This is a genomic window from Pseudomonas sp. B329 (genome assembly GCF_023127835.1).
Classification (GTDB): Bacteria; Pseudomonadota; Gammaproteobacteria; order Pseudomonadales; family Pseudomonadaceae; genus Aquipseudomonas; species Aquipseudomonas synxantha_A.
The window spans coordinates 90,775-115,365 of the sequence record NZ_SPKP01000015.1 but is presented as its reverse complement, the minus strand read 5'-3'; the positions used below and the strand labels follow the sequence as shown (position 1 = coordinate 115,365).

Genomic DNA, 24,591 nt, shown 5'->3' with positions numbered 1-24,591 from the left:
TGATCCACCGCTATCGGGAGCAAGCCCCCTCCCACATTTCTTACCGAGTTGAGTCAGGAGTGGAGGCGAACCCAGATGCTGACAAGGATCGAGGCGGCCATCAACCAGGCCACGGCAGCCACTGCCAGTGATGCCTCCAGCCGCATCCGATCGACCATCACATACAAGGTCGCCAGGTACACGAAGTACGGAATGATCGACCACATCCCGAACACGATGGTGGTCTTCAAATCCTCCACCGAACGCCCTTTGCCGACGATGTAGTGGGCGATCAGCGCGAAGGTCGGAAACAGTGGCACCAAGCCTGCGATGTAATAGTTTTTGGTCTTGGCCAGTGCCGCCAGGATCAGCACCACCGCCGCGCCAAGTGCGGCCTTCAAGAACAGATCCATCAGTGGCTCAACCCGTATTTCTTGACCTTGTCGAACAGCGTTGTCTTGGCCATGCCCAATTCCTGGCTGGCCTGGGTCAGGTTGCCGCCGCTACGCTGCAGGGCGTCCACCAGCAGGTTGCGCTCAAAGGCTTCTACCGCTTCGGTAAAGGCCAGGCCATGGTTGCCGCTGCTGGCGCCGCTTTTCTTGAAGGCGGGCAGCCCCAGGGCAAAACGTTCGGCGACGTTGCGCAGTTCACGCACGTTGCCCGGCCAGTCGTGGCTCATCAGGCTCGACAAGGTCTGGTTGTCCAGCTCCGGCACCGCCCGGTCGAAGCGCAGCGACGATTGCTGCAGGAAGTGTTCGAACAGTTGCAGGATGTCTTCGCGCCGCTCGCGCAAAGGCGGCAGTTCCAGGGTGACCACGTTGAGGCGGTAGTACAGGTCGCTGCGGAACTGGTTGGCGCGGCTCAGTTCGTCGAGGTCGGACTTGGTGGCAGCGATTACCCGGCAATCCACTGCCACGCTCTGGTTCGAACCCAGGCGCTCCAGGGTGCGTTCCTGCAGCACCCGCAGCAGTTTGATCTGCAGGTTGATCGGCATACTTTCCACTTCATCGAGGAACAGCGTGCCTTGGTGGGCGTGTTCGATCTTGCCGATGCGGCGTTTGCCGGCGCCGGTGAAGGCATTGGCCTCGTGGCCGAAAATTTCGCTTTCGAACAGGTTTTCCGGCAGGCCCCCGCAGTTCAAGGCGACGAACTGATGGGAGTGGCGTCGGCTGAAATCATGCAGGCAACGGGCAACCAGCTCCTTGCCAGTGCCAGTCTCACCTTCGATCAGCACGTTGGCCGACGTGTCGGCGACGTTGGCGATCAGCTCGCGCAGGTTCTGCATCGCCGGCGAGCGGCCAATGATGCGGCCTTCCAGCGAATCACGCTCGGCCAACTGGCGGCGCAGTGACCAGACCTCTCGCGCCAGCCCACGCTGCTCCAGGGCGCGACGGGCAACGTCGACCAGGCGCTCGGGAGAGAAGGGTTTTTCCATGAAATCGTAGGCGCCGTTGCGCATGGCGCCGACGGCCATGGAAATATCGCCATGCCCGGTAATCAGGACCACCGGCAGGCTTTTATCCAACGCCTTGAGGCGGGTCAGCAGCTCCAGACCATCGATGCCCGGCAGGCGAATATCGCTGATGACGATGCCGGCAAAGTTTTCGCCGATACGTTTGAGCGCTTCTTCGGCGCTGCCCACGCCGACGCTGTGGATGTCTTCCAGCGCCAGGGCCTGTTGGCAACCGAGCAGCACGTGGGGATCATCTTCGACGATCAGCACGGTCAGGTCTTGAGGATCAGTATTCATGTCGACTCAACTTTTTTAGCGCCCGCCAGCGGCAGGTTAAGGACAAAGGCAGTACCACCACCGGCCGGGTGTTCCACGGCCAGGCTGCCACCGGTCGCGGCTGCGAGGCTCGCGGACAGGGTCAGGCCCAGGCCCAGGCCTTGTTCGCCGGGCTTGGTGGTGAAGAAGGGTTCGAACAAATGCTTGCGTGCCTCAGGGGCGATGCCGTGACCATTGTCGCGTACCAGCAGGCGGTATTTGCCCTCGGTACTCTGGCCCTCCAACCACAATTGCGGCGCCGGTTGCGTCTGCATCGCGTCCAGAGCATTACCGATCAGGTTGACCAGAATCTGTTCCAGGCGTGTCTGGTCGATCTGCAACTGGGCGGGTGCGAAGTCGCGGTGCAAGGTCAGTGGCAAACCGTCCAGGCGTGCGCCCAGCACCTGGAACGCAGCGTCCACGGCCTTGCCCAGGCTGGCTTCGCCCTGGTCATCGCCGCGCCGGGCGAACGAGCGCAGGCTGGCGGTGATACGGCCCATGCGGTCGATCAGTTCGTTGATGGTCTTGAGGTTGGTGCTGGCGGTGTCCAGGGCGCCGCGCTCAAGGAAGCGCACGGTATTGCCGGACAGGGTGCGCAGCGCGGCCAGCGGCTGGTTCAACTCGTGGGCGATGCTGGTGGACATCTGGCCGATGGCGGCGAGTTTGCCGGCCTGCACCAGTTCGTCCTGGGCGCGGCGCAGGGTCTCTTCGGCCTGGCGCCGTTCGCGGATCTGGCCCTTGAGCCGTTCGTTACTGGCGCGCAGGTCGGCGGTGCGTTCGGCGATCCGCCGCTCCAGTTGGCTGTTGGCTTCCTGCAGGGCTTCCCGAGCGGCGAGGCGGGTGGCGATGACCTTGCGTCGCTCGTTCCAGGCAATCAGCAGGAAGGCGACAAGGCCGAAGGCAACTGCCACCAGGATGCCCTGATTGATCGCGGCACGACGCAGATCATTGAGCGGGGTGAGCAGGGTGAAATTCCACGGCGTGTCGTTGAGCGGTCGGGTTTGCGCCAGGTAGCTGACGGCGTGCTGGTCGTTGACCACTTCCGAATTGGCCGGGAAGGTCAGTTTCTCGGTGCCTTCGTTCAGGCGCTCGCGGGCCAGGGGTTGCAGTTCATTGAGCGTCGCCCAGTAATATTGCAGGCTGTGGGCCAGGCGATCCTTGGTGTCATCGCTCAGCGGGCGTACAGCCTTGAGGCGGCGCGCCGGGTCACTGGACAGAATGATGATGCCGTTCTCGTCGCTCACGAACGCCTCGAGACGGGCGCGCTGCCAGCGTTCTTCGAGGGCTTCGAGGCGCACCTTGACCACGGCGACGCCGATGATCTTGCCGTGCTCTTCCAGGCCATGGGCCAGGTAATAGCCGGGTTCGCCGTTGGTGCTGCCGATACCGTAGAAACGGCCGGGCTGGCCGCGTACGGCATTCTGGAAATAGGCGCGAAAAGACAGGTCCTCACCCTGGTAACTGTCGGCATCGCGCCAGTTACTGGTGGCCAGCACGCGGCCGGTGGTGTCCATCACGTAGATGGCTCGGCTGCGACTGCGACGATTCAGGCCCTCAAGGTAGTCGTTGACCGTTTTGCGGGTTTCCTGGTTCGGCTCGGCCAGCAATTGCGACACGCTGGACTCCAGCTCCAGCAGGCTGGGCAGATAGGTGTATTTGCTCAGTTCACTTTCGACGGTGCGGGCGTGCAACTCCAACTGGCGTTCGCCGTTGTCGCTGAGGGTGCGGATGCCATAGTACTCGCTGACCCAAAAGCCGATATAACCCAGGCCGATCATCAGGGCGATGATCAACGGCGGAAGGAACAGTTGGCGTATCAGACGAGGCTTCACGGCAAGTGATGGCGGCGCGGCGCGATATTGATTGGGGTCGCATTTCATCACAGATGCCTTGGGTCAACCAGAGCTGCCAGCCTGTGCGATCCAGTGTGGGAGGGGGCTTGCCCCCGATAGCAGTGTGTCAGTCGATACATCTGTCACTGATCCACCGCTATCGGGGGCAAGCCCCCTCCCACATTGGCCATATTCCTACAGTGGGAGCTGTTTAGTACTTAGTGCTGCAGGATTTTCTCAAGGAAGTGCTGTGCGCGTTCGGAGCGTGCGCTGATGTCGCCGAAGAACTCTTCTTTCGGGCAGTCTTCGATGATCTTGCCGGCGTCCATGAAGATCACGCGGTCGGCCACTTTGCGGGCGAAGCCCATTTCGTGGGTCACGCACATCATGGTCATGCCTTCATGGGCCAGTTGCACCATCACGTCGAGCACTTCGTTGACCATTTCCGGGTCCAGCGCCGAGGTCGGTTCGTCGAACAGCATGACGATCGGGTCCATGGCCAGGGCGCGGGCAATCGCCACACGTTGCTGCTGGCCGCCGGAGAGCTGGCCAGGGTGCTTGTGGGCGTGTGCCGACAAGCCCACGCGGTCGAGCAGTTGCAGGCCCTTCTTGGTGGCTTCTTCCTTGCTGCGGCCCAGCACCTTGATCTGCGCGATGGTCAGGTTTTCAGTGATAGTCAGGTGCGGGAACAGCTCGAAGTGCTGGAACACCATGCCAACGCGTGAACGCAGTTTTGGCAGGTTGGTCTTCGGGTCGGCGATGGAGGTGCCATCGACCACAATGTCGCCCTTCTGGAACGGTTCCAGCGCGTTGACGCACTTGATCAGGGTGGACTTGCCCGAGCCGGAGGGCCCGCACACCACGATCACTTCGCCTTTTTTAACCTCGGTGCTGCAATCGGTCAGCACCTGGAAGTCGCCATACCACTTGTTGATGTTCTTGATAGAGATCATACGGCAAACCTTTTTTGCAGACGCTTGACCAGCAGCGAGGCGGAAAAGCTGATGATGAAGTAGACGACACCGGCAAAGATCAGGAACTCATTGGAGCGGCCGATGATGTCGCCGTTGGAGCGGGCGGAGTTGAGGAAGTCCACCAGGCCCACGGTGTAGACCAGGGAGGTGTCCTGGAACAGGATGATCGACTGTTGCAGCAGCAACGGCGTCATCTTGCGGAACGCCTGGGGCAGGATGATCAGGCGCATGGTCTGGCCGTAGGTCATGCCCATCGCTTGTGCCGCTGCCATCTGGCCCTTGGGGATCGACTGCACGCCGGCCCGCACGATTTCGCAGAAGTACGCAGCCTCGAACATCATGAATGCCACGACGCAGGAAGTGAACGCACCGATCGGCGTGTCTTCGCCGGTGATCCAGCGCAGTACGAACGGCACCGCCAGGTAGAACCAGGTGATCACCAGCAGCAGCGGGATCGAGCGGAAGTAGTTCACATAGGCGCCGGCCACACGCGACAGCAGTTTATTGGACGACAAGCGCATCAGGGCCAGGATGGTCCCGATGATGATGCCGCCGACCACGCCCATGACCATCAGCTTCAAGGTCATGACCATGCCGTTCCACAGGCCCGGGATGGCGGGGATGATGCCGCTGAAATCGAAGTCCATTATTTACCCCCCACGGAGATCAGGCCGGGCACTGCGACTTTCTTCTCCACTACGCGCATCAGCAGCATCAGGCTCATGTTCAGGGTGAAGTAGATCAGCGTGGCCAGGGTGAAGGCTTCAAACAGGTTGGCCGAAAACTCGGCGGTCTGTTTGGTTTGCGCCAGCAGTTCCATCAAGCCGATCAAGGACGCCACGGAGGAGTTCTTGAACACGTTGAGGAATTCGGAGGTAAGCGGTGGAATGATGATGCGATACGCCTGGGGCAGCAGCACGTTCCAGTAGATCTGCGGCAGCTTGAAGCCCATGGCGCGCGCGGCGGATTCCTGGCCACGTGGCAGCGCCTGGATGCCTGTACGTACTTGCTCACACACACGGGCGGCGGTGAACAGGCCCAGGCACACCACAACGCTCAGGTAGGCCGAGGTGGTCGGGTTCAGGTCTTGTTTGTACCAGTCCTGCAGGTTTTGCGGCAGCATGTCCGGTACCAGGAAGTACCAGATGAACAGCTGAACCAGCAGCGGCACGTTACGAAACAGTTCTACGTAGCAGGTCGCAATGCCCGACACGAGGCGGTTTGGCACCGTGCGCATGACCCCCAGAATGGAGCCCAGCAGCAAGGCGATAATCCATGCCACGATGGCGATGGCGATGGTCCAGCCCAGCCCGGAGATGTACCAGTCGAGATAAGTCTCGCTGCCCACGCCGGTGGACTTGAAGAACACGCCCCAGTCCCAGTTGTAATTCATTAGGGTCTCCCCTCGAGATCGATCGATGTACAAGCACCCGCTTGGGAAGATCCTTTTCCGCCCGACAATGAATGCCAGGCACACGCGATCGGCTCGAAAACCGCCAGGTCGAGTGTTCCAAGTTGAAGCTAGCAGGTAATTACAGACGCCTGAGGGAGGGTTGGCTCCCTCAGGAGATAAGCTTAGTCAGGTATCAGATTTTTACTTCTGGCGCTGGTTTGTCGCTTGGGTTGGCGATCAGCTCCTTGACCTTGTCGCTCATCGGGAAGTTCAGGTTCAGGCCCTTCGGTGGGATTGGGCTTTCGAACCATTTGGCGTAGATCTTGTTGATCTCGCCGGACTTGTACAGGGCGACAATGGCGTCATCCACGGCTTTCTTGAAGTCCGGGTCGCCTTTGCGAACCATGCAAGCATAGGCTTCGAAGGACTGCGGGGTGCCTGTGATAACCCAGTCATCCGGCTTCTTGGCCTTGGCTTCTTCGCCGGCCAGCAGCGCGTCGTCCATCATGAACGCAACGGCACGGCCGCTTTCGAGCATCTGGAAGGATTCGCCGTGGTCTTTGGCGGAGATAACGTTCATGCCCATCTGCTTGTCGGCGTTCATCGCCTTGATGATGCGCTCGGACGTGGTGCCGGCGGTGGTCACGACGTTCTTGCCTTTGAGGTCGGCAAAGTCAGCGTAGGACGGCTTGCCTTCCTTGTCTTTCTTGACCAGCAGGCGGGTGCCGATTTCGAAGATGTTGACGGTGAAGTCGACTTGCTGGGCGCGTTCGGCGTTGTTGGTGGTGGAGCCGCACTCCAGATCCGCGGTGCCGTTCTGGATCAACGGGATACGGGTTTGCGAGGTCACCAGGTTGTATTTGGCTTTCAGGTCGGGTTTGTTCAGGTCTTTTTTCAGTTGTTCAACGACGGCCAACTGAATGTCGTGGGAGTAGCCCACGGGTTTGCCCGAACCATCCGCAATGTAGGAAAACGGAATAGAGCTGTCGCGGTGAGCGAGAGTGATGGTGCCGGAGTCGTTGATTTTCTTCAGCGTGCCGGTGAGTTCTGCGGCGAAAACTGGAGTGCTGATCAGAGCAGCAGCGATAGCTGCGCCCAGGATATGGGGAACGATACGCATCAATACTTCCTCGACATTTGTTTTTTTTATGAAGCCAGGTGAACGGCTCTCTTGTATAGCGAATGCCCGTGACGGCTCCTAAGGCGCCTCAGGTAATCGTCAGAGAGTGTAGAGCATGAGTCGTGCCATACCGAAAATAAAAGGGTAACTACATGATTTATATGGAGATTAACTTTTTGTTTCGGCGATATTTTCAGGCGGAGGTCCGGCAAACCGAATAGGGTGGAGGGGTGTGTTCGGAAAACCGAATAGTCCGTAGGGGCGAGCTTGCTCGCGAAAAACGCAAAAACGCCGCGTTTATGCTGAATAAACGCGGCGCTCTCAGGTTTTTCGCGAGCAAGCTCGCTCCTACAATTGGGCGGTCAGGCAGCTTCGATCTTGCTGCGGCTCTGCTCGACCTTGGACAGGTAACGCTGCAGGTTTTCCTGCTCCTGAGGTGTGGTGAACAGGCCAAGCTTGGTACGGCGCCACAGCACGTCCTGCGGTTGGGTCACCCACTCTTCGGCGCACAGGTAGTCGACTTCGCGGGTATACAGGCCGCCACCCAGGTGGTCACCGAGGTCGGCCAGCGATTGCACGCCTTCCAATAGGCGCCAGGTGCGGCTGCCATAAGTGGTGGACCAGCGACGGGCGATCTCGCTCGGCACCCAGTCGAACTTGTTGCGGATGGCTTCGGCCAGCGCTTCAGGCGTGCTCATGTTTTCGCCGCCGGGCAGGCTGGCGGTGGCGGTCCAGCTTGGGCGCATCTGGGTAAAGTACGGCGCCAGTTGGGCCATGGCCGATTCGGCCAGCTTGCGATAGGTGGTCAGCTTGCCGCCGAATACCGACAGGATCGGCGCTTCGCCGGAGCCGCCGGACAGCGACAGGGTGTAGTCACGCGTAATGGCCGATGGGTTGTCCGACTCGTCATTGCACAGTGGGCGCACGCCGGAATACGTGTGGACGATATCCTCGCGGCTCAGCTGCTTCTTGAAGTGCGCGTTGACCACTTTGAGCATGTAGTCGGTTTCACCTTCGGTAATCGCAACTGCGGCCGGGTCGCCCGTGTATTCGCGGTCGGTGGTGCCGATGATGGTCAGGTGGTTCAGGTACGGAATGGTGAAGACGATGCGTTGGTCTTCGTTCTGCAGGATATGCGCGTGGGCGCCCTCGTACAGTCTTGGCACGATCAGGTGGCTGCCCTGGATCAAGCGGATGCCGTAAGGCGAATCCAGCTTCAGGTCGTCCCTGATGAATTTGGCTACCCACGGGCCGGCGGCATTCACCAGCGCGCGTGCGCGGATCGAGAACAGGCTGCCGTCGGCACGTTCCATGTTCATTTCCCACATGCCGTTGCTGCGCTTGGCGCTGACGCAACGGGTCTGCGTGTGGATGTGCGCGCCTTTTTCGCGGGCAGCCATGGCGTTGAGTACCACCAGGCGGGCGTCGTCGACCCAGCAGTCGGAGTATTCAAAGCCCTTGGTGATTTCGCTTTTGAGCGGGCTGTCGGCGCCGAACTTGAGGCTTTTGGAACCTGCCAGCTTTTCGCGCTTGCCCAAGTGGTCATAAAGGAACAGACCGGCACGAATCATCCACGCCGGGCGCAGGTGCGGGCGGTGTGGCAGTACGAAGCGCATTTGCTTGACGATGTGCGGGGCCTTGGCCAGCAGTACTTCACGCTCGGCGAGGGCTTCACGCACCAGGCGGAATTCGTAATGTTCCAGATAACGCAGACCACCGTGGATCAGCTTGCTGCTGGCCGAAGACGTGTGGCTGGCCAAGTCATCCTTTTCGCAAAGGAATACCGACAAACCGCGCCCGGCTGCGTCTGCTGCAATGCCGACGCCGTTGATCCCGCCGCCAATCACGGCAACGTCATAGACTTCGGCAAGCGGTGGAGCAGGCAAGGTGGAAGGGTTCATCGGCTAGCCTCGCGATCTTTTCGTCTTGGAATTCGAACATTAATGTTCATTTGCGAAAATGGTAGCTGATAAATGCGGGCACAGCCAGCTGACTTCGATTGAAAAAACTCATCGAAGGGCAGGAAAAGGAAAATTTGTGAACATGAGTCGGGGGAAGACTCAAGAGGTTGAGTGCTGGATAGATCGCCATCGGGAGCAAGCCCCCTCCCACTTTGGTATGTGTTCACAGCTCAAAATGTGGGAGGGGGCTTGCTCCCGATGGCGGCAGTGCAGGCGCTACACGACCTCGAGCCGCACCTTATGCTCATTCAACACTTGCACCAATGCTGGCACTGGCTGTTGATCAGTCACCAGGCAATCCACAAGGCTGATCGGCCCCAGGCGAATCATGGCATTGCGCCCGAATTTGCTGGAGTCCGCCGCCAGGATCACCTGCCGCGCATTGGCGATGATGGCCTGGGAAACCCGTACCTCCTGGTAATCGAAGTCCAGCAGGCTGCCGTCCTCGTCGATCCCGCTGATACCGACCAGGGCAAAGTCGACCTTGAACTGATTGATGAAATCGACACTGGCCTGGCCCACCACGCCGCCATCGCGGCGCACGTTGCCGCCGGTCAGCAACACATCGAAGTCGTCCTTGGCACTGAGCATGGTGGCGACGTTGAGGTTATTGGTGATGATTTTCAGGTGGCTGTGATTGAGCAGCGCACGAGCGATGGATTCGGTGGTGGTGCCGATGTTGATGAACAGCGAGGCATGATCGGGAATCTGAGCGGCGATGGCTTCGCCGATGCGTTGCTTCTCGTCACGCATCTGATCGGCCCGCATGGCGTACGCGGTGTTCTCGACACTGGAGTCATAGGCCGCGCCGCCGTGGTAGCGGCGCAGCAGATTGGCGTCCGCCAGTTGGTTGATATCGCGGCGGATGGTTTGCGGGGTGACAACGAATAGCTGCGCCATTTCCTCGATACTAACGTAGCCGCGTTCGCGGACCAGTTCGAGGATTTGTTGTTGGCGGGGAGGCAGATTCATGGGGCGTCCTTTGGGCTGCCATACAAAAGTGGCCCATGATGACGCAGGAATCCGCTCCCTGCCAGTTACAACCTTATTCAGCGCCTTCGTGCGGTTCCCAGTCACGGGTGCGGCTCACCGCTTTTTGCCAGCCGGCGTAGAGTTTCTCTTTGGCCGCTTCATCCAGCTGTGGTTCGAACTCGCGCTCGATCACCGCCTTGCCACGCAACTCCTCCAGGCTGCCCCAGAAGCCACACGCCAGGCCCGCCAGGTAGGCGGCGCCGAGGGCAGTGGTCTCGCGCATTTGTGGGCGTTCGACCTGAGTGCCGAGGATGTCGGCCTGAAATTGCATCAGGAAGTTGTTGGCGACCGCACCACCGTCCACGCGCAGGGCCTTGAGGCGTTCGCCCGAGTCCTGTTGCATGGCATCGAGTACATCGCGGGTCTGGTAGGCAATCGACTCCAGCGCCGCACGAATGATGTGGTCTACGCGTACGCCTCGTGTCAGGCCGAACAGCGCGCCACGGGCATACGGGTCCCAGTACGGTGCGCCCAGGCCGGTAAAGGCGGGTACCAGATACACGCCGTTGCTGTCCTTGACCTTGCCGGCGAAGTATTCGGTGTCGTGGGCGTCGTTGATGATTTTCAGCTCGTCACGCAGCCATTGCACGGTGGAGCCGCCATTGAATACCGCACCTTCCAGGGCGTAGGCCACTTCACCGCGGGGGCCGCAGGCGATGGTGGTGAGCATGCCGTGCTTGGATTTCACCGCCTTGTCGCCGGTGTTCATCAGCAGGAAGCAACCGGTGCCATAGGTGTTCTTGGCCTGGCCGGCTTCGACGCACATCTGGCCGAACAGCGCGGCCTGCTGGTCACCGGCAATACCGCCAATGGCGATGCCACTTTTGGTGCGGCCGTAGATTTCGGAGGACGACTTCACTTCGGGAAGCATTTCCCGCGGGATGTCGAGAATCTCCAGCATCTTCGCATCCCACTCCAGCGTGTGGATGTTAAAGAGCATGGTGCGCGACGCGTTGGTGTAGTCGGTGACGTGGGTCTTGCCGCCGGTAAATTTCCAGATCAGCCAGCTGTCGACGGTGCCGAACAACAGCTCGCCATTGCGCGCACGTTCGCGGCTGCCTTCGACGTTGTCGAGGATCCACTTGAGCTTGGTGCCGGAGAAGTACGGGTCGGTAACCAGACCGGTAGTGTCGCTGATGTACTGCTCATGGCCGTCGCGCTTGAGTTGCTGGCAAATTTCGGTGCTGCGTCGGCACTGCCAGACGATGGCGTTGTAGATCGGGCGACCGGTGATTTTATCCCAGACCACGGTGGTTTCACGCTGGTTGGTGATACCGATGGCGGCAACCTGATCATGGTGCAAGCCGGCCTGGGCCAGCGCCTCTACCATCACCGCGCTTTGGGTGGCGAAGATTTCCATCGGGTCATGCTCAACCCAGCCGGCCTGCGGGTAGTGTTGGACGAATTCACGTTGCGCGGTGCACACCACGTTGGCGTCGCGATCGAAGATGATCGCCCGCGAACTGGTGGTGCCCTGATCGAGGGCAATGATGTAGTTCTTATTCTGAAGGTCGGTCATGTCAATTGCCTTGAACGAAATAAGGAAGTCAGAAATCAGCCTGGGCCGTGAAGGGCAGGGGACCAGGCTGGCGCTTTCAGGAAATACGAGTCTTGCCGTCGACAGCCGTGTCAGGTGTTTCAGCTATAGCAGGTGCTGCACTCGGCAGGTGGCGAGCGATCAGCCCGCGATAGGCGGCAGCACCGAGGCAAGCACCGACAATCGGGGCGAATATCGGTACCAGGAAGTAAGGAATATCGCGACCGCCAGTAAAGGCCATTTCACCCCAGCCGGCGAAAAAGGTCATCAGCTTGGGCCCGAAGTCCCGTGCCGGGTTCATCGCAAAGCCGGTCAGCGGGCCCATGGCGCTACCAATCACGGCGATCAATAAACCGATCAGCAGCGGGGCCAGTGGGCCGCGAGGCAGGCCGTTGTTGTCGTCGGTGAGGGCCATGATCACGCCCATCAATATTGCGGTGATGACCATTTCCACCAGGAATGCCTGGGCCGTGCTCAGCAATGCATGGGGGTAGGTGGAGAACACCGACGCCAGTTCCAGGCTGGCCTGGGAGCCACGGACCATCTGGTGGGTTTGTTCGTAATCGAAAAAAAGATTGCTGTAGAGCGTGTACACCAGTGCGGCGGAGCAGAATGCGCCGGCGACCTGGGCGAGAATATAGAAGGGCAGTTTGCGTTTTTCGAAGTCGGCAAAAAGGCACAGGGCGATACTTACCGCCGGGTTGAGGTGAGCCCCGGATATACCGGCACTCAGGTAGATCGCCATGCTGACACCGATCCCCCAGATGATGCTGATTTCCCATAACCCAAAGCTAGCACCCGCGACCTTGAGCGCAGCGACGCAACCGGTACCGAAGAAGATCAGCAGCGCAGTGCCCAGGAACTCGGCCATGCATTGGCTCGAAAGTGAAGGCTGTTGAAGAGCAGTTGTCATGGAAAACCTCAGTTGTTGTTCTTGTCTGGCGCACTGCCTCAACGGGCGGTTGCGCGATTTTCACCGTGACGAGGATCCCCATCCTTAGCCGCGGCTTACTGCTGGAGCACTGATGGACTATTCCTACAGTATTCGGAAACGAAAAAATATAGACAAGAATGACCGCTGTCAAAGGTCGAAAGTGAACCATTGGTCACTTTCGAACTATTGGTCTGGTGAATGATCACGCCCTTTATACCGAGCTTGTGACCCAGCAGTGCTTGGACTAGAGCGTTTTGCCGGCGCTTGGCCTAGAATTGGGCACCTGTTTTCCCTGCCGGAGACGCCATGACGCCCGCACTGGATTTGTTGAAAAAAGTTCGCGCCGAACATCGCATTCACAGTTATGAACATGACCCCAAGGCGGCGTCGTATGGTCTGGAAGCTGCGGAGAAATTGGGCCTCGACCCGGCGCAGGTGTTCAAGACGTTATTGGCGAGCAGCGAGAAGGGAGAATTGTTGGTGGCGGTGGTGCCGGTCGTCGGAAGTCTGGACTTGAAGGCGCTTGCCCATGCGGCTGGCGTAAAAAAGGTCGAAATGGCAGACCCGGCGGCAGCGCAGCGGTCTACTGGCTATCTGTTGGGCGGTATCAGCCCGCTGGGGCAGAAGAAGCGCTTGCGCACGTTTATCGACGAAACTGCGCAACCCTTTGCAACGATTTTTGTCAGTGCCGGGAGGCGAGGGCTGGAGGTGGAATTGCCCGCCGCGGTGCTGGCTGAACATACCCAAGCCAAATTCGCGGCCATCGGCCGGGCCTGATGATCAGCCCTGTGGAGATCTAATGGGGGAGGGGGCTTGCCCACTCCCCATGTATAACCGCTTACGCCTGGAACAGCACCAGATGCTCGGCCGCCACTCGAATCCCCACGTCCGTCCCCATCTGTTGATCAACATGGCTGGGGAAAATCGATTCCAGCTGAGCGCCCGTTGGCAGTTGCAACCGGTACAAGGTCGAGGCGCCCTGGAACGTCTTGCCGACGATCCGGGCTTTCAATGCGCTGTCCGGCGCGTAGACGATGTCGTCCGGGCGTAGCAATACATCCACCGCGCTACCTGTGGGCCAAGTATAGGCGCGATTGCCGCGCAGGTCTCCCAGTTCGGTGCTCACTGACTCCGGTGAGTTCAAGCGACCTCGAATGAAGTAACCCTGCCCGATAAAGCTGGCGACATAGGGCGTCTGCGGTTCGTGGTAAAGGTTGTAGGGCGTGTCCCATTGCTCCAGACGACCTTCCTTGAACACGCCGACATGGTCGCTGACCGCAAAGGCTTCTTCCTGGTCGTGGGTCACCAGGATCGCACTGGTGCCGCGTGCCTTGAGGATGTCGCGCACTTCATGGCTGAGCTTGCGGCGCAATTCGCCATCGAGGTTGGAAAAGGGTTCATCCAATAGCAACAGTTGCGGCTCTGGCGCCAGGGCGCGGGCGAGCGCGACGCGTTGTTGCTGGCCACCGGAAAGCTCATGAGGGAAGCGCTTGCCCAGATTCTTGAGGTTGACCAGTTCCAGCAGCTCGGCGACCACACGATCCTTTTGCGGATGTTTGCGAATACCAAAGACGATGTTGTCTGCCACGCTCAAATGCGGGAACAGTGCGTAGTCCTGGAACACCATGCCAATACGCCGTTTCTCCGGTGCCAGGGTAAAACCTGCACTGGAGATGACTTCGCCCGCCAAGCTGATTTCGCCTTCGTGTACCGGTTCAAAGCCGGCAATGGCGCGCAAGGTGGTGGTCTTGCCGCAACCGGACGAGCCAAGCAGGCAACCGATGTCGCCGGCATTGAGGTGCAGGTTGAGGTTCTGCACCACCCGTTGATCTTGATAGCCGCATGCCAGATTGCGCAGGTTCAGCAGTAATGGCTGGCTCATGCGTGGTGGTACGACGGTGGGACGAGAAACTCGAGCAAGGCTTTTTGCGCATGCAGGCGGTTTTCGGCCTGGTCCCAGGCGACAGAGCGTGGGTCATCGAGCAGGTCGAGGCTGATTTCCTCACCTCGGTGAGCAGGCAGGCAGTGCATGAACAGTACGTCCGGCGCTGCGGTATCGAGCAGGGCACGTGTCACCTGGAAAGGTGCGAACTGGGCCAGGCGCTTGGCCGTTTCGTCTTCCTGGCCCATAGAGGTCCAGACGTCGGTGCTGACCAGGTGTGCGCCGACCACCGCATCCTTCGGATCACGCAGCAACTGCACGCGGCCATCGGCCTTGGCCATGAACTCGGCGCTCGGCTCGTAGCCTTCAGGGCAAGCGATACGCAGGTGGAAGTCGAACTGGATCGCCGCTTCTATATAGCTGTTGCACATGTTGTTGCCGTCACCGATCCAGGCCACGGTCTTGCCCTGGATCGAACCGCGGTGTTCAAGGAAGGTTTGCATGTCGGCCAGCAACTGGCAGGGGTGCAGGTCGTCGGACAGCCCGTTGATCACCGGCACGCGCGAGTTGGCGGCAAATTCGGTCAGGGTGCTGTGGGCGAAGGTACGGATCATTACGGCATCGAGCATCCGCGACATGACGATGGCGCAATCGCTGATCGGCTCGCCACGGCCCAGTTGGGTATCACGCGGGGACAGGAAGATCGCCTGGCCACCCAGCTGGATCATGCCGGCTTCGAAAGACAGGCGTGTACGAGTCGAGGACTTCTCGAAGATCATCCCCAGTACACGGTTTTTCAAGGGCTCAAACAGTACGCCGCGGTTACGCAGGTCTTTAAGCTCAATGCCTCGACGGATCACGCTGACCAGCTCTTCGGGCGTGCAATCCATCAGGGAGAGAAAGTGCCTTGCGCTCATCATTAACTACCTTTTTGCAACAGACCGCAGATACTCAAAGCCTTGTTTATTGTGACAACGGGCGAGACCTGCGGCGAAAGCCGCACGGGGCGACGAAATAGGGGAAGGCGCGATATTGACATTAAATGTCGCGTCTTACCAATAGGGCTACGGTTTTTAAGAGTGTTCAAGCAGGGCGCTGACGCGCGTTTGAAGACGATTTCCTGACAGCAGCGGGCCATTTGTACACTGGCGCCGAGACCTTTTGCAATGCGCGGGGGCGGGCCCAGGCCAGGTTGTGTCGGTTTTAGTCGGTGCGCGGGAGGCTTCTGAAACATTTGCTCATGGTTAGCCATGCCTTTGCCTATGCCCGTCGATTCACAGCGCGAAGGTTGCTGGCGCCCTGGGCGGTCGCGGGCCATAGTTGGGCCAAAGCCCTTATAAAGAGACTGGCCATGACCAAGACTCTCCATCACCGTGCCTGCCATCTGTGCGAAGCCATCTGCGGCCTGACCCTGGAAACGACTCAAGCCGAAGACGGTCGCCTGGCGATCACCTCGATCAAGGGCGACCCCCTGGACAGCTTCAGCCGCGGACACATCTGCCCCAAGGCCGTAGCGCTGCAGGATATCCAGAATGACCCGGACCGCTTGCACCAGCCCATGCTGCGGGTTGGCAACGAATGGCAGCCGATCTCATGGGAAAGTGCCTTTGCGCTTGTAGCCGAACGCCTTGCGGGTATCCAGGCCCGGCATGGCCAGAACGCGGTGGCGGTTTACCAAGGCAACCCCAGCGTGCACAACTATGGGCTGATGACGCACAGCAATTATTTTCTTGGCCTTTTGAAGACGCGCAACCGGTTCTCTGCAACCTCCGTCGACCAGTTGCCCCACCATCTGACCAGTCACCTGATGTACGGCCATGGCTTGCTGCTGCCGATCCCGGACATCGACCACACCGACTTCATGCTGATTCTGGGTGGCAACCCGCTGGCGTCCAATGGCAGCATCATGACCGTGCCCGATGTGGAGAAACGCCTCAAAGCCATCCAGGCACGGGGCGGTAAAGTGGTGGTGGTCGACCCTCGACGCAGCGAGACGGCGGCGATTGCCGATCAGCATTTGTTCGTACGCCCCGGCGGTGATGCGGCGTTGTTGTTCGGGGTGCTCAACACCCTGTTTGCTGAAGGGCTGACCCGCGCCAGCCATTTGCCGGTTGAAGGCCTGGACGACGTACGCCGGGAGATCGCCAACTTTAGCGCCGAGGCCATGAGCCGCCAATGTGCAGTGCCTGCCGAGCAGATCCGTCAATTGGCGCGAGATTTTGCGGCCGCCGATAAAGCGGTGTGCTACGGACGCATGGGCGTCTCGACCCAGGCGTTCGGCACGTTGTGTCATTGGCTGGTGCAGTTGATCAACCTGGTGACCGGCAACCTGGATCGGGTGGGAGGTGCGTTGTGCACCACACCAGCGGTGGACCTGGTGGCGTCGACTGGCGGTGGGCATTTCAATCGCTGGCAGAGCCGCGTGTCCGGGCGTCCCGAGTACGGCGGGGAACTGCCGGTGTCAGCCTTGGCCGAAGAAATGCTCACCGAAGGTGAAGGGCAAATCCGTGCCCTGGTGACGGTGGCCGGCAACCCGGTCCTGTCGACGCCCAATGGCCGTCAACTGGAGCAGGCGCTGGATGGGTTGGAGTTCATGGTCAGTGTCGATCTCTACATCAACGAAACCACGCGTTATGCCGACCTGATCCTGCCGTCCACATCGGCATTGGAAAATGACCACTACGACACCACCTTCAACATGTTCGCGGTGCGCAACGTCACGCGCTTCAACCGCGCGATCCTGCCCAAACCCGCAGGCGCGCTGCACGATTGGGAAATTTTCGTCGGCTTGGCCAAAGCCTTTGCGGCGCAGACCGGCGTGTCACTCAAACCCACAATGCCGCCCGCGCAAATGATCGATTTCGGGCTGCGCGCCGGCATTTATGGTGATGCGTCTGTACATAAGCTGTCGGTGGCGATGCTGGCCGATCACCCCCACGGCGTAGACCTGGGCCCGCTCCAGCCAAACCTGGGCGCGCGGCTGAAAACCGCCGATGGCAAGGTGCAGGCGGCACCGCCGGTGATCCTGGCGGACCTGTCGCGTTTTGCCGCGCAACCGGTGCCTGCGGTGGACGAACTGCTGCTGATTGGTCGCCGTCATGTGCGCAGCAATAATTCGTGGATGCATAACTATCACCGACTGGTGAAGGGCAAGCCGCGCCATCAACTGTTGATGCACCCCGACGATCTGGCCAGTCGGCAGTTGAGCGATGGTCAGCGAGTGCGAGTGAGTTCGCGCATCGGCATGATCGAAGTGGAAGTCGTGGCCAGCACGGACATGATGCCGGGTGTGGTCAGCCTGCCTCACGGTTGGGGTCATGATCGTCCGGGCGTGCAGATGAGCATCGCAAGCGGCCAGCCGGGTGCGAGTGCGAATGACTTGACCGACGAGCGGCAACTGGATGAGTTATCGGGTAATGCGGCGCTCAATGGGGTGCCGGTGCAAGTGGCGGCTGCGTGAGGTGCCCGAGCACTGCGCTGGGATTTTGCGTTACAATGCGCCACCGTGCCGACCTGTGAGTCGCAAAGTTCCAGCCGAGGTGTTCCATGGATATCATCGAAACGATCAAAGACCAGATTGCCAACAACACCATTCTGCTCTACATGAAGGGCGCGCCTAACGCTCCTCAGTGCGGTTTTTCCGCAAAAGCCTCCCAGGCCATCATGGCGTGTGGCGAGAAGTTCGCCTACGTGGATATCCTGCAGAATCCGGAAATTCGCGCCAACCTGCCTAAATACGCTAACTGGCCGACTTTCCCGCAACTGTGGGTAGCCGGTGAGCTGGTTGGCGGCAGCGATATCATCACTGAAATGGCAGCCGATGGTTCGCTGCAAGCGCTGATCAAAGACGCAGCGGAAAAAGCGGCAGCCAAGACTGAAGCTTGATTGACCTGCAATAAAAAGCCCCGCTTCTCTGACGAGAGCGGGGCTTTTTTGTATGTAGGGGTTATTCACCCATCTGCGATTGCAGGTAGTTCTCCAGGCTGACCTTGTCTATCAGGCCCAACTGGGTTTCCAGCCAGTCGATATGCTCTTCCTGGTCTTCCAGGATGTCTTCCAGCAGCTCACGGCTGCCGAAATCGCCTTTGGTCTCACAGTGGGCAATCGCTGCCTTGATGTCGCTGTGGCTTTTGCGCTCAAAGCCCAGGTCACTGCCGATCATTTCCTGAGTGTGCTCGCCGATGTTCAGCTTGCCCAGGTCCTGCACGTTCGGCAGACCTTCCAGGAACAGGATGCGCTTGATCAGCGCGTCGGCGTCCTTCATGGCCTTGATCGATTCTTTGTATTCACGCTTGCCGAGCTTTTCCAGGCCCCAATCGTCGTACATGCGCGCATGCAGGAAGTACTGATTGATCGCGACCAGTTCATTGGCAAGGATTTTGTTGAGTTGCTGGATGACTGAGATGTCGCCTTTCATGACTGGGGTCCTGCCCTGTAATAGCTGTGTATAAGGGGGAGTCTGAGCGGTGAAAATCCCAGTGTCAAACCTAAGTTATTGAATAATAAATGAAAATTAATCGGAATAAGAATGTTTGTGTTCCGCGTCTTGGCGCTAACTAATTGAATTACAGGCATAAAAAAACCGGACACAAGGTCCGGCTCTTTAAAACATGCCTATCAGGCGTGTGTAAATTCTGTCGAGTAGGGGATCGCGGCCTGGGCTGTTTGCAGCTGCGTCAGGGTTTCCCGTACCACTTGCTTGGCGAGGCAGGCGCATTTGCCGCACTGGCTGGCAACGCCCGTGGTTTCACGCACTTCTTTGTAGCTGCAGCAACCTTCGTAGATCGCTTCGCGGATTTGTCCGTCGGTGACGCCAGTGCAGAGGCAGACATACATAAGTGAGAACCGTCGCGGGTTTATGGCTTAAGTGCGATGGATCTTAATGTTAACGAGAATGATTGTCAAAATAGTTTCAGCAGCAATCCGAGAGGAATTGCCCGTGCGCTGACGAACGGTTTTTTCGGTGTATGATGGTCGGTCTTCACGAAGCGTGATTGCGTCATATTTCTGTCTGCTTCCACAGGCAGACTCGACCGGTCCTTTTACTTCAATCGTCACCCCCTATATCAGGAGATATCCAATGAGCGTACTCGTCGGTAAACAAGCCCCGGATTTTGACGTTCCAGCCGTCCTCGGCAATGGCGAAATCGTAGACAGCTTCAAACTGTCTGAAGCCATCAAAGGCAAATACGGCCTGGTATTCTTCTACCCGCTGGACTTCACTTTCGTCTGCCCTTCGGAGCTGATCGCCCTGGACCACCGCATGGACGATTTCAAGGCGCGCAACGTAGAAGTGGTTGCCGTGTCCATCGACTCCCATTTCACCCACAACGCCTGGCGCAACACCGCCATCAACGACGGCGGCATCGGCAAAGTCAAATACACCATGGCTGCCGACATGAAGCACGACATCGCCAAGGCCTACGACGTTGAGTCTGAAGGCGGCGTCGCTTTCCGTGGCGCGTTCCTGATCGACGACAAGGGCGTCGTGCGTTCGCAGATCATCAACGACCTGCCGCTGGGCCGTAACATGGAAGAGCTGATCCGCCTGGTTGACGCCCTGCAATTCCACGAAGAGCACGGTGAAGTCTGCCCTGCCAACTGGAAAAAAGGCGACAAAGGCATGAACGCTTCGCCAGAAGGCGTTGCCGCTTACCTGACCGAGAACGCCGGCAAGCTGTAAGCCTGCGTCGAGGTACAAAAAAACCGGCCTGAAAAGGCCGGTTTTTTTATGGGAGGGGCGGTGCAGGCTCAGTCGTTGAAGTCTTCCCAGCCACCCATCTGTTTCCAGCGGTTGACGATGCCACAGAACAGGTCGGCGGTCTTTTCGGTATCGTAGCGGGCCGAGTGGGCTTCACGACCATCAAAGTCGATACCCGCTGCCTGGCAGGCTTTGGCCAGTACGGTCTGGCCATACGCCAGGCCTGCAAGGGTGGCAGTGTCGAAGCTTGAGAACGGGTGAAACGGGTTGCGCTTCATGTCCAGGCGCGCCACGGCGGCATTCAGGAAGCCCAGGTCGAAGCTGCTGTTATGGCCGACCAGGATCGCGCGTTTGCAGCCATTGGCCTTCAGCGCCTTGCGCACGCCACGGAAGATATCGGTCAGTGCTGCTTCTTCACTGACGGCCATGCGCAGCGGGTGGTCGAGCTTGATCCCGGTGAACTCCAGGGCCGCGGCTTCGATATTGGCGCCTTCGAACGGCTCGACACGGAAGAAGTGGGTGTGTTCCGGGAACACGAAACCCTGTTCGTCCATGCCGATGGTGGTTGCGGCGATTTCCAGCAGGGCGTCGGTGGCGCAGTTGAAGCCACCGGTTTCTACGTCGATGACAACCGGCAGATAACCGCGAAAACGCTCGGCCATCGGGTGGCGCGAGCCGCCGCCACTGTGCTCTTGTTCGTCATCGTAATGGTCTTCACTCACTTGCTTTCCTCCAGCAGGCGCCAGCGCAGTGTTTCACCGGCGCGCAGCGGGATAACGGTCAGCTCGCCAAACGGCAGGCTGGCGGGGGCGGTCCAATCTTCACGGACCAGGGTAATGCGGTCGGTATTCGCCGGCAGGCCGTAGAAACGCGGACCATTGAGGCTGGCAAAACCTTCGAGTTTGTCCAGGGCATTGCGCTGTTCGAATGCTTCGGCATACAGCTCGATGGCGGCAAACGCCGTGTAGCATCCGGCACAACCGCATGCGGCTTCCTTGGCGTGCTGGGCGTGGGGCGCCGAGTCGGTGCCCAGGAAGAACTTCGGGCTGCCGCTGGTGGCGGCATCCAGCAGTGCCACCTGGTGAGTGTTGCGCTTGAGGATCGGCAGGCAATAGAAGTGCGGCCGAATTCCGCCCACCAACATGTGGTTGCGGTTGTAGAGCAGGTGGTGAGCGGTGATGGTCGCGCCAACGTTAGCCGAAGCTTCGGTGACGAACTGCACGGCATCGGCGGTGGTGATGTGCTCGAACACTACCTTTAAAGTCGGGAACAACTCGACCACACGACGCATGTGTTCGTCGATGAAGATTTTCTCGCGATCGAAAACATCCACATCGCCACGGGTCACTTCCCCATGGATCAGCAACGGCATACCAACTTCGGCCATGGCTTCGATCGCCGGCAGGATCTTGTCGATACTGGTCACGCCGGAATCAGAGTTGGTGGTCGCGCCGGCCGGATAGAGCTTGGCAGCGTGGACGAAGCCGCTAGCCTTGGCCTGGCGAATCTCTTCAGGCTGGGTGCGGTCGGTCAGGTAGAGCACCATCAACGGTTCAAAGCGGCTGCCGGCCGGTCGTGCAGCGAGAATACGCTGGCGATAGGCGTCGGCTTCTGCGGCATTGCGCACCGGAGGTACCAGGTTAGGCATGATGATGGCACGGCCAAACGTGCGCGCCACATCGGCCACGGTTTGGGGTAACGCAGCACCATCGCGAAGATGAATATGCCAGTCGTCGGGACGCAGCAGGGTCAGGCGGTCGGACATTGGGGATTCCAGGCGGGTCAATCTGGTGGGAATGCTACCGGAAAAGACTCTTGCAGGCACTCGCTATCAAGTTTTGCCGGATGCGACCGATATCCCCGGGTATGCCCTAACGATGTATGACGCTTTGAAGTGTTGTAGAAACCAGTGGAGCCTCCCGTGCGCCAGCATTATCTAGCCCTGCTCAGTGTGTTCGCCAGCCTGCCCGCTATGGCCCTCACGTTCCAGACCCGTCTGGAGAATATTGAGTGGAAGGTAGAGGGCGACCAGTTCGAGTGCCGCCTGACGCAGCCGATCACCGACTTTGGTTCCGGGGAGTTCGTGCGCCGGGCCGGCGAGCAGGCGACGTTTCGCCTGAAAGCCTATAACGGTGCGTTTGGCGCAGGCTCGGCAACCTTGTTGGCCGCCGCTGCGCCCTGGCAGCCGGGCCGAGGCGATATCAACCTCGGGGCGGTACGTGTCGGCAGTGGCGACGTACTGTTCAATAGCTCCCAGGCCCAGGCCGGGCGCCTGTTCACTGGATTGCTTGAGGGGCGCAGCCCGACCGTACGGCATTACGCGCGCGAGGGCGGGTACTCGGAGGTGCGTCTGCTGCCGGTGAGGTTCAGCAAGGCTTACAGCGACTATCAGTCGTGCACTGCCAAGCTGTTGCCCATGAATTACGATCAGGTCAAGCAGACTGAAGTCGGATTCCCCGGTGGCGGCATTGAGCTGGACGCTGCCGCCAGGAAGAAGCTGTCTGTGATTCTTGCGTTCATGAAGGCCGACCCTACCGTCAATCATGTCGAGTTGAACGGCCACTCGGATAACAGTGGCAATCGCCTGACCAATCGCGACGTCTCGCGCCGCCGCGCCCTGGCGGTGATGGATTACTTCAAGGCCAATGGCATTCAGGAATCGCAGATCACCCTGCGTTTCCACGGCGAGAGCTACCCTCTGGCACCCAACACCAGTGCCGCCAACCGCGCCCGCAACCGCCGTGTGAATATCCAGCTTGAGCGGGTCGCTGCCCCCGAGAAACCGGCATCCCAAGCCACGGTACCGAGCAACCCGGCGGCTACCTCGTAGGTGCGACCATCGGTCGCCCACTCGACATAATCTGTCGCTTTATCTTCATTTGCTGTCGCGCCCCTGTAATTTCGCGGTTTTGATCGGTAGAATCGTTGCCTTTCCGTACAACCCCGTGGAGTGATGGCATGGCCGACGTAAACAAGGTCGTTCTCGCGTATTCCGGCGGCCTGGACACTTCGGTGATCCTCAAGTGGCTGCAGGATACTTATAACTGTGAGGTGGTGACCTTCACCGCTGACCTGGGTCAGGGCGAAGAGGTCGAACCTGCACGTGCCAAGGCGCAAGCCATGGGCGTGAAAGAGATCTACATTGACGACCTGCGCGAAGAGTTCGTCCGCGATTTCGTATTCCCGATGTTTCGCGCCAACACTGTCTACGAAGGTGAGTACCTGCTGGGTACCTCCATCGCACGTCCGCTGATCGCCAAACGTCTGATCGAGATCGCCAACGAAACCGGCGCTGATGCCATTTCCCACGGCGCCACTGGCAAGGGCAACGACCAGGTGCGTTTCGAACTGGGTGCCTATGCACTCAAGCCAGGGGTAAAAGTGATCGCCCCTTGGCGTGAATGGGACCTGCTCTCCCGTGAAAAGCTGATGGATTACGCTGAAAAGCACGCGATCCCGATCGAGCGTCATGGCAAGAAGAAGTCGCCGTACTCGATGGACGCCAACCTGCTGCACATCTCCTATGAGGGCGGCGTGCTGGAAGACACCTGGACTGAGCACGAAGAAGACATGTGGAAATGGACCGTCTCCCCGGAGAACGCTCCAGACAAGCCACAGTATCTGGAACTGACTTACCGCAACGGCGACATCGTCGCGTTGGACGGCGTTGAAATGTCTCCGGCCACCGTGCTGGCGACCCTCAACCGTATCGGTGGCCAGCATGGTATCGGCCGTCTCGACATCGTCGAGAACCGCTATGTGGGCATGAAGTCCCGCGGCTGCTATGAAACCCCGGGCGGCACCATCATGCTGCGTGCTCACCGTGCCATCGAATCCATTACCCTGGACCGTGAAGTCGCCCACCTTAAAGACGAGCTGATGCCCAAGTACGCCAGCCTGATCTACACCGGTTACTGGTGGAGCCCTGAGCGTCTGATGCTGCAACAGATGATCGACGCCTCCCAGGCCCACGTGAACGGCGTTGTGCGCCTGAAACTCTACAAGGGCAACGTGATCGTCACGGGTCGTAAATCCGATGAGTCGCTGTTCGACTCCAACATTGCGACGTTTGAAGAAGACGGTGGCGCCTATAACCAGGCGGATGCGGCGGGCTTCATCAAGCTGAACGCCCTGCGTATGCGGATTGCTGCCAACAAGGGGCGCTCGTTGTTCTGAGTGTTGCCTCGGTTGTGAAAAATGGCCCCTTATCCAAGGGGCCATTTTTTTTGCTTGTTTATTATTGGATGAACATAAATAGGGCAATGATGTTTATCAGTGTTTAGCGGGTGCTTGAGTGTGTTTTTTCTGAAACTTTACTGGTTGTTTTACTTTTTTGCGTTTTGTTTTTAACGCTGAATGATTTTTTACATCTGCTGAGGAACTATGTCTGACAGAAAATTCACTCATGTAACTGCAATAGCGAGGTTATTCGTTGAATTTTCTGTAGGAATTATGGAAATCTATAAATATGTTAAATG

23 protein-coding genes are annotated in these 24,591 nt (G+C 59.1%); 6 read left to right on the top strand and 17 right to left on the bottom strand.

From position 1 onward, the window contains the following. Positions 1–53 precede the first annotated feature (53 nt). From E4P00_RS10240 to E4P00_RS10190, 11 genes are all read right to left on the bottom strand, one after another. The gene (locus tag E4P00_RS10240; RefSeq protein ID WP_034118321.1) at positions 54–392 is read right to left on the bottom strand and encodes a GlpM family protein; all 339 of its coding nucleotides are present in this window, start codon (positions 390–392) and stop codon (positions 54–56) included. Continuing rightward, on the bottom strand, positions 392–1,729 hold the full coding sequence (locus tag E4P00_RS10235) for a sigma-54 dependent transcriptional regulator (protein ID WP_282443207.1): 1,338 nt from the start codon (positions 1,727–1,729) through the stop codon (positions 392–394). Before E4P00_RS10235 ends, E4P00_RS10240 begins: the two co-directional genes overlap by 1 nt. Then, the gene (locus E4P00_RS10230; protein WP_032877539.1) at positions 1,726–3,627 is read right to left on the bottom strand and encodes a sensor histidine kinase; all 1,902 of its coding nucleotides are present in this window, start codon (positions 3,625–3,627) and stop codon (positions 1,726–1,728) included. Before E4P00_RS10230 ends, E4P00_RS10235 begins: the two co-directional genes overlap by 4 nt. A 170-nt stretch (positions 3,628–3,797) precedes the next feature. Continuing rightward, entirely contained in the window at positions 3,798–4,532 is a 735-nt protein-coding gene (locus tag E4P00_RS10225) for an amino acid ABC transporter ATP-binding protein (RefSeq protein ID WP_003188952.1), read from the bottom strand. Further along, positions 4,529–5,200 (bottom strand): ABC transporter permease subunit, encoded by a 672-nt coding sequence (locus E4P00_RS10220; RefSeq protein WP_003188954.1) that lies wholly within the window; start codon positions 5,198–5,200, stop codon positions 4,529–4,531. The genes E4P00_RS10225 and E4P00_RS10220 overlap by 4 nt, the downstream gene beginning before the upstream one ends. Continuing rightward, on the bottom strand, positions 5,200–5,946 hold the full coding sequence (locus E4P00_RS10215; RefSeq protein ID WP_005785247.1) for an amino acid ABC transporter permease: 747 nt from the start codon (positions 5,944–5,946) through the stop codon (positions 5,200–5,202). The genes E4P00_RS10220 and E4P00_RS10215 overlap by 1 nt, the downstream gene beginning before the upstream one ends. 193 nt (positions 5,947–6,139) lie before the next feature. Next, positions 6,140–7,066 carry a glutamate/aspartate ABC transporter substrate-binding protein gene (locus E4P00_RS10210; protein WP_005785249.1) on the bottom strand — a complete coding sequence of 309 codons (927 nt, stop codon included), beginning with the start codon at positions 7,064–7,066 and terminating at the stop codon, positions 6,140–6,142. Positions 7,067–7,428: 362 nt separating this feature from the next. Continuing rightward, a complete protein-coding gene (gene glpD / locus E4P00_RS10205; RefSeq protein WP_248131338.1) occupies positions 7,429–8,967 on the bottom strand; it encodes a glycerol-3-phosphate dehydrogenase in 1,539 nt (512 codons plus the stop codon). Positions 8,968–9,243: 276 nt separating this feature from the next. Next, the gene (locus E4P00_RS10200; protein ID WP_003188962.1) at positions 9,244–9,999 is read right to left on the bottom strand and encodes a DeoR/GlpR family transcriptional regulator; all 756 of its coding nucleotides are present in this window, start codon (positions 9,997–9,999) and stop codon (positions 9,244–9,246) included. 73 nt (positions 10,000–10,072) lie between these two features. Further along, positions 10,073–11,578, bottom strand: a complete 1,506-nt coding sequence (gene glpK, locus E4P00_RS10195; protein WP_005785253.1) for a glycerol kinase GlpK — start codon at positions 11,576–11,578, stop codon at positions 10,073–10,075. Positions 11,579–11,654: 76 nt separating this feature from the next. After that, positions 11,655–12,509, bottom strand: coding sequence for an MIP/aquaporin family protein (locus E4P00_RS10190; RefSeq protein ID WP_032877537.1), 855 nt, complete (start codon positions 12,507–12,509; stop codon positions 11,655–11,657). Positions 12,510–12,836: 327 nt separating this feature from the next. On the opposite strand from E4P00_RS10190, the gene ybaK reads away from it, so the two are divergent. Further along, a complete protein-coding gene (ybaK, locus tag E4P00_RS10185) occupies positions 12,837–13,307 on the top strand; it encodes a Cys-tRNA(Pro) deacylase (protein ID WP_005785257.1) in 471 nt (156 codons plus the stop codon). A 61-nt stretch (positions 13,308–13,368) separates the two neighbouring features. Here the strand turns inward: ybaK and E4P00_RS10180 are convergent, their stop codons facing one another. Both E4P00_RS10180 and argF read right to left on the bottom strand, forming a co-directional pair. Next, complete coding sequence (locus E4P00_RS10180) at positions 13,369–14,412, bottom strand: ABC transporter ATP-binding protein (protein ID WP_248131336.1); 1,044 nt, start codon at positions 14,410–14,412, stop codon at positions 13,369–13,371. After that, the gene (argF, locus tag E4P00_RS10175) at positions 14,409–15,329 is read right to left on the bottom strand and encodes an ornithine carbamoyltransferase (RefSeq protein ID WP_057701405.1); all 921 of its coding nucleotides are present in this window, start codon (positions 15,327–15,329) and stop codon (positions 14,409–14,411) included. The genes E4P00_RS10180 and argF overlap by 4 nt, the downstream gene beginning before the upstream one ends. Positions 15,330–15,763: 434 nt before the next feature. Here argF and E4P00_RS10170 point away from each other — a divergent pair, with 434 nt between their 5' ends. Both E4P00_RS10170 and grxD read left to right on the top strand, forming a co-directional pair. Then, positions 15,764–17,872 carry a molybdopterin oxidoreductase family protein gene (locus E4P00_RS10170; RefSeq protein WP_248131334.1) on the top strand — a complete coding sequence of 703 codons (2,109 nt, stop codon included), beginning with the start codon at positions 15,764–15,766 and terminating at the stop codon, positions 17,870–17,872. A gap of 86 nt (positions 17,873–17,958) precedes the next feature. Continuing rightward, the gene (gene grxD, locus E4P00_RS10165; protein ID WP_005785264.1) at positions 17,959–18,297 is read left to right on the top strand and encodes a Grx4 family monothiol glutaredoxin; all 339 of its coding nucleotides are present in this window, start codon (positions 17,959–17,961) and stop codon (positions 18,295–18,297) included. 61 nt (positions 18,298–18,358) lie between these two features. Here grxD and bfr read toward each other — a convergent pair whose 3' ends face one another. Together bfr and E4P00_RS10155 are read right to left on the bottom strand one after the other, a co-directional pair. Further along, a complete protein-coding gene (bfr, locus tag E4P00_RS10160; RefSeq protein ID WP_005785266.1) occupies positions 18,359–18,829 on the bottom strand; it encodes a bacterioferritin in 471 nt (156 codons plus the stop codon). Positions 18,830–19,029: 200 nt separating this feature from the next. Next, positions 19,030–19,248 carry a bacterioferritin-associated ferredoxin gene (locus E4P00_RS10155; protein ID WP_005785268.1) on the bottom strand — a complete coding sequence of 73 codons (219 nt, stop codon included), beginning with the start codon at positions 19,246–19,248 and terminating at the stop codon, positions 19,030–19,032. A gap of 244 nt (positions 19,249–19,492) precedes the next feature. Here E4P00_RS10155 and E4P00_RS10150 point away from each other — a divergent pair, with 244 nt between their 5' ends. Then, a complete protein-coding gene (locus tag E4P00_RS10150) occupies positions 19,493–20,095 on the top strand; it encodes a peroxiredoxin (RefSeq protein ID WP_003172097.1) in 603 nt (200 codons plus the stop codon). A 68-nt stretch (positions 20,096–20,163) separates the two neighbouring features. Here the strand turns inward: E4P00_RS10150 and rnt are convergent, their stop codons facing one another. Beyond that, entirely contained in the window at positions 20,164–20,835 is a 672-nt protein-coding gene (rnt, locus tag E4P00_RS10145; protein ID WP_005785271.1) for a ribonuclease T, read from the bottom strand. Further along, on the bottom strand, positions 20,832–21,878 hold the full coding sequence (gene pyrC, locus E4P00_RS10140) for a dihydroorotase (protein ID WP_005785273.1): 1,047 nt from the start codon (positions 21,876–21,878) through the stop codon (positions 20,832–20,834). The genes rnt and pyrC overlap by 4 nt, the downstream gene beginning before the upstream one ends. A 156-nt stretch (positions 21,879–22,034) precedes the next feature. Here pyrC and E4P00_RS10135 point away from each other — a divergent pair, with 156 nt between their 5' ends. Both E4P00_RS10135 and E4P00_RS10130 read left to right on the top strand, forming a co-directional pair. Continuing rightward, positions 22,035–22,943, top strand: a complete 909-nt coding sequence (locus E4P00_RS10135; RefSeq protein WP_032877528.1) for an OmpA family protein — start codon at positions 22,035–22,037, stop codon at positions 22,941–22,943. Between the two features lie 128 nt (positions 22,944–23,071). Then, the gene (locus tag E4P00_RS10130) at positions 23,072–24,289 is read left to right on the top strand and encodes an argininosuccinate synthase (RefSeq protein ID WP_005785276.1); all 1,218 of its coding nucleotides are present in this window, start codon (positions 23,072–23,074) and stop codon (positions 24,287–24,289) included. The last annotated feature ends 302 nt before the right edge of the window (positions 24,290–24,591 follow it).

Bases quoted from the DNA above. Each gene is read 5' to 3' on its own strand.
- E4P00_RS10240 (WP_034118321.1), bottom strand. From the start codon at position 392: ATGGATCTGTTCTTGAAGGCCGCACTTGGCGCGGCGGTGGTGCTGATC.
- E4P00_RS10235 (WP_282443207.1), bottom strand. From the start codon at position 1,729: ATGAATACTGATCCTCAAGACCTGACCGTGCTGATCGTCGAAGATGAT.
- E4P00_RS10230 (WP_032877539.1), bottom strand. From the start codon at position 3,627: ATGAAATGCGACCCCAATCAATATCGCGCCGCGCCGCCATCACTTGCC.
- E4P00_RS10225 (WP_003188952.1), bottom strand. From the start codon at position 4,532: ATGATCTCTATCAAGAACATCAACAAGTGGTATGGCGACTTCCAGGTG.
- E4P00_RS10220 (WP_003188954.1), bottom strand. From the start codon at position 5,200: ATGGACTTCGATTTCAGCGGCATCATCCCCGCCATCCCGGGCCTGTGG.
- E4P00_RS10215 (WP_005785247.1), bottom strand. From the start codon at position 5,946: ATGAATTACAACTGGGACTGGGGCGTGTTCTTCAAGTCCACCGGCGTG.
- E4P00_RS10210 (WP_005785249.1), bottom strand. From the start codon at position 7,066: ATGCGTATCGTTCCCCATATCCTGGGCGCAGCTATCGCTGCTGCTCTG.
- glpD (WP_248131338.1), bottom strand. From the start codon at position 8,967: ATGAACCCTTCCACCTTGCCTGCTCCACCGCTTGCCGAAGTCTATGAC.
- E4P00_RS10200 (WP_003188962.1), bottom strand. From the start codon at position 9,999: ATGAATCTGCCTCCCCGCCAACAACAAATCCTCGAACTGGTCCGCGAA.
- glpK (WP_005785253.1), bottom strand. From the start codon at position 11,578: ATGACCGACCTTCAGAATAAGAACTACATCATTGCCCTCGATCAGGGC.
- E4P00_RS10190 (WP_032877537.1), bottom strand. From the start codon at position 12,509: ATGACAACTGCTCTTCAACAGCCTTCACTTTCGAGCCAATGCATGGCC.
- ybaK (WP_005785257.1), top strand. From the start codon at position 12,837: ATGACGCCCGCACTGGATTTGTTGAAAAAAGTTCGCGCCGAACATCGC.
- E4P00_RS10180 (WP_248131336.1), bottom strand. From the start codon at position 14,412: ATGAGCCAGCCATTACTGCTGAACCTGCGCAATCTGGCATGCGGCTAT.
- argF (WP_057701405.1), bottom strand. From the start codon at position 15,329: ATGAGCGCAAGGCACTTTCTCTCCCTGATGGATTGCACGCCCGAAGAG.
- E4P00_RS10170 (WP_248131334.1), top strand. From the start codon at position 15,764: ATGACCAAGACTCTCCATCACCGTGCCTGCCATCTGTGCGAAGCCATC.
- grxD (WP_005785264.1), top strand. From the start codon at position 17,959: ATGGATATCATCGAAACGATCAAAGACCAGATTGCCAACAACACCATT.
- bfr (WP_005785266.1), bottom strand. From the start codon at position 18,829: ATGAAAGGCGACATCTCAGTCATCCAGCAACTCAACAAAATCCTTGCC.
- E4P00_RS10155 (WP_005785268.1), bottom strand. From the start codon at position 19,248: ATGTATGTCTGCCTCTGCACTGGCGTCACCGACGGACAAATCCGCGAA.
- E4P00_RS10150 (WP_003172097.1), top strand. From the start codon at position 19,493: ATGAGCGTACTCGTCGGTAAACAAGCCCCGGATTTTGACGTTCCAGCC.
- pyrC (WP_005785273.1), bottom strand. From the start codon at position 21,878: ATGTCCGACCGCCTGACCCTGCTGCGTCCCGACGACTGGCATATTCAT.
- E4P00_RS10130 (WP_005785276.1), top strand. From the start codon at position 23,072: ATGGCCGACGTAAACAAGGTCGTTCTCGCGTATTCCGGCGGCCTGGAC.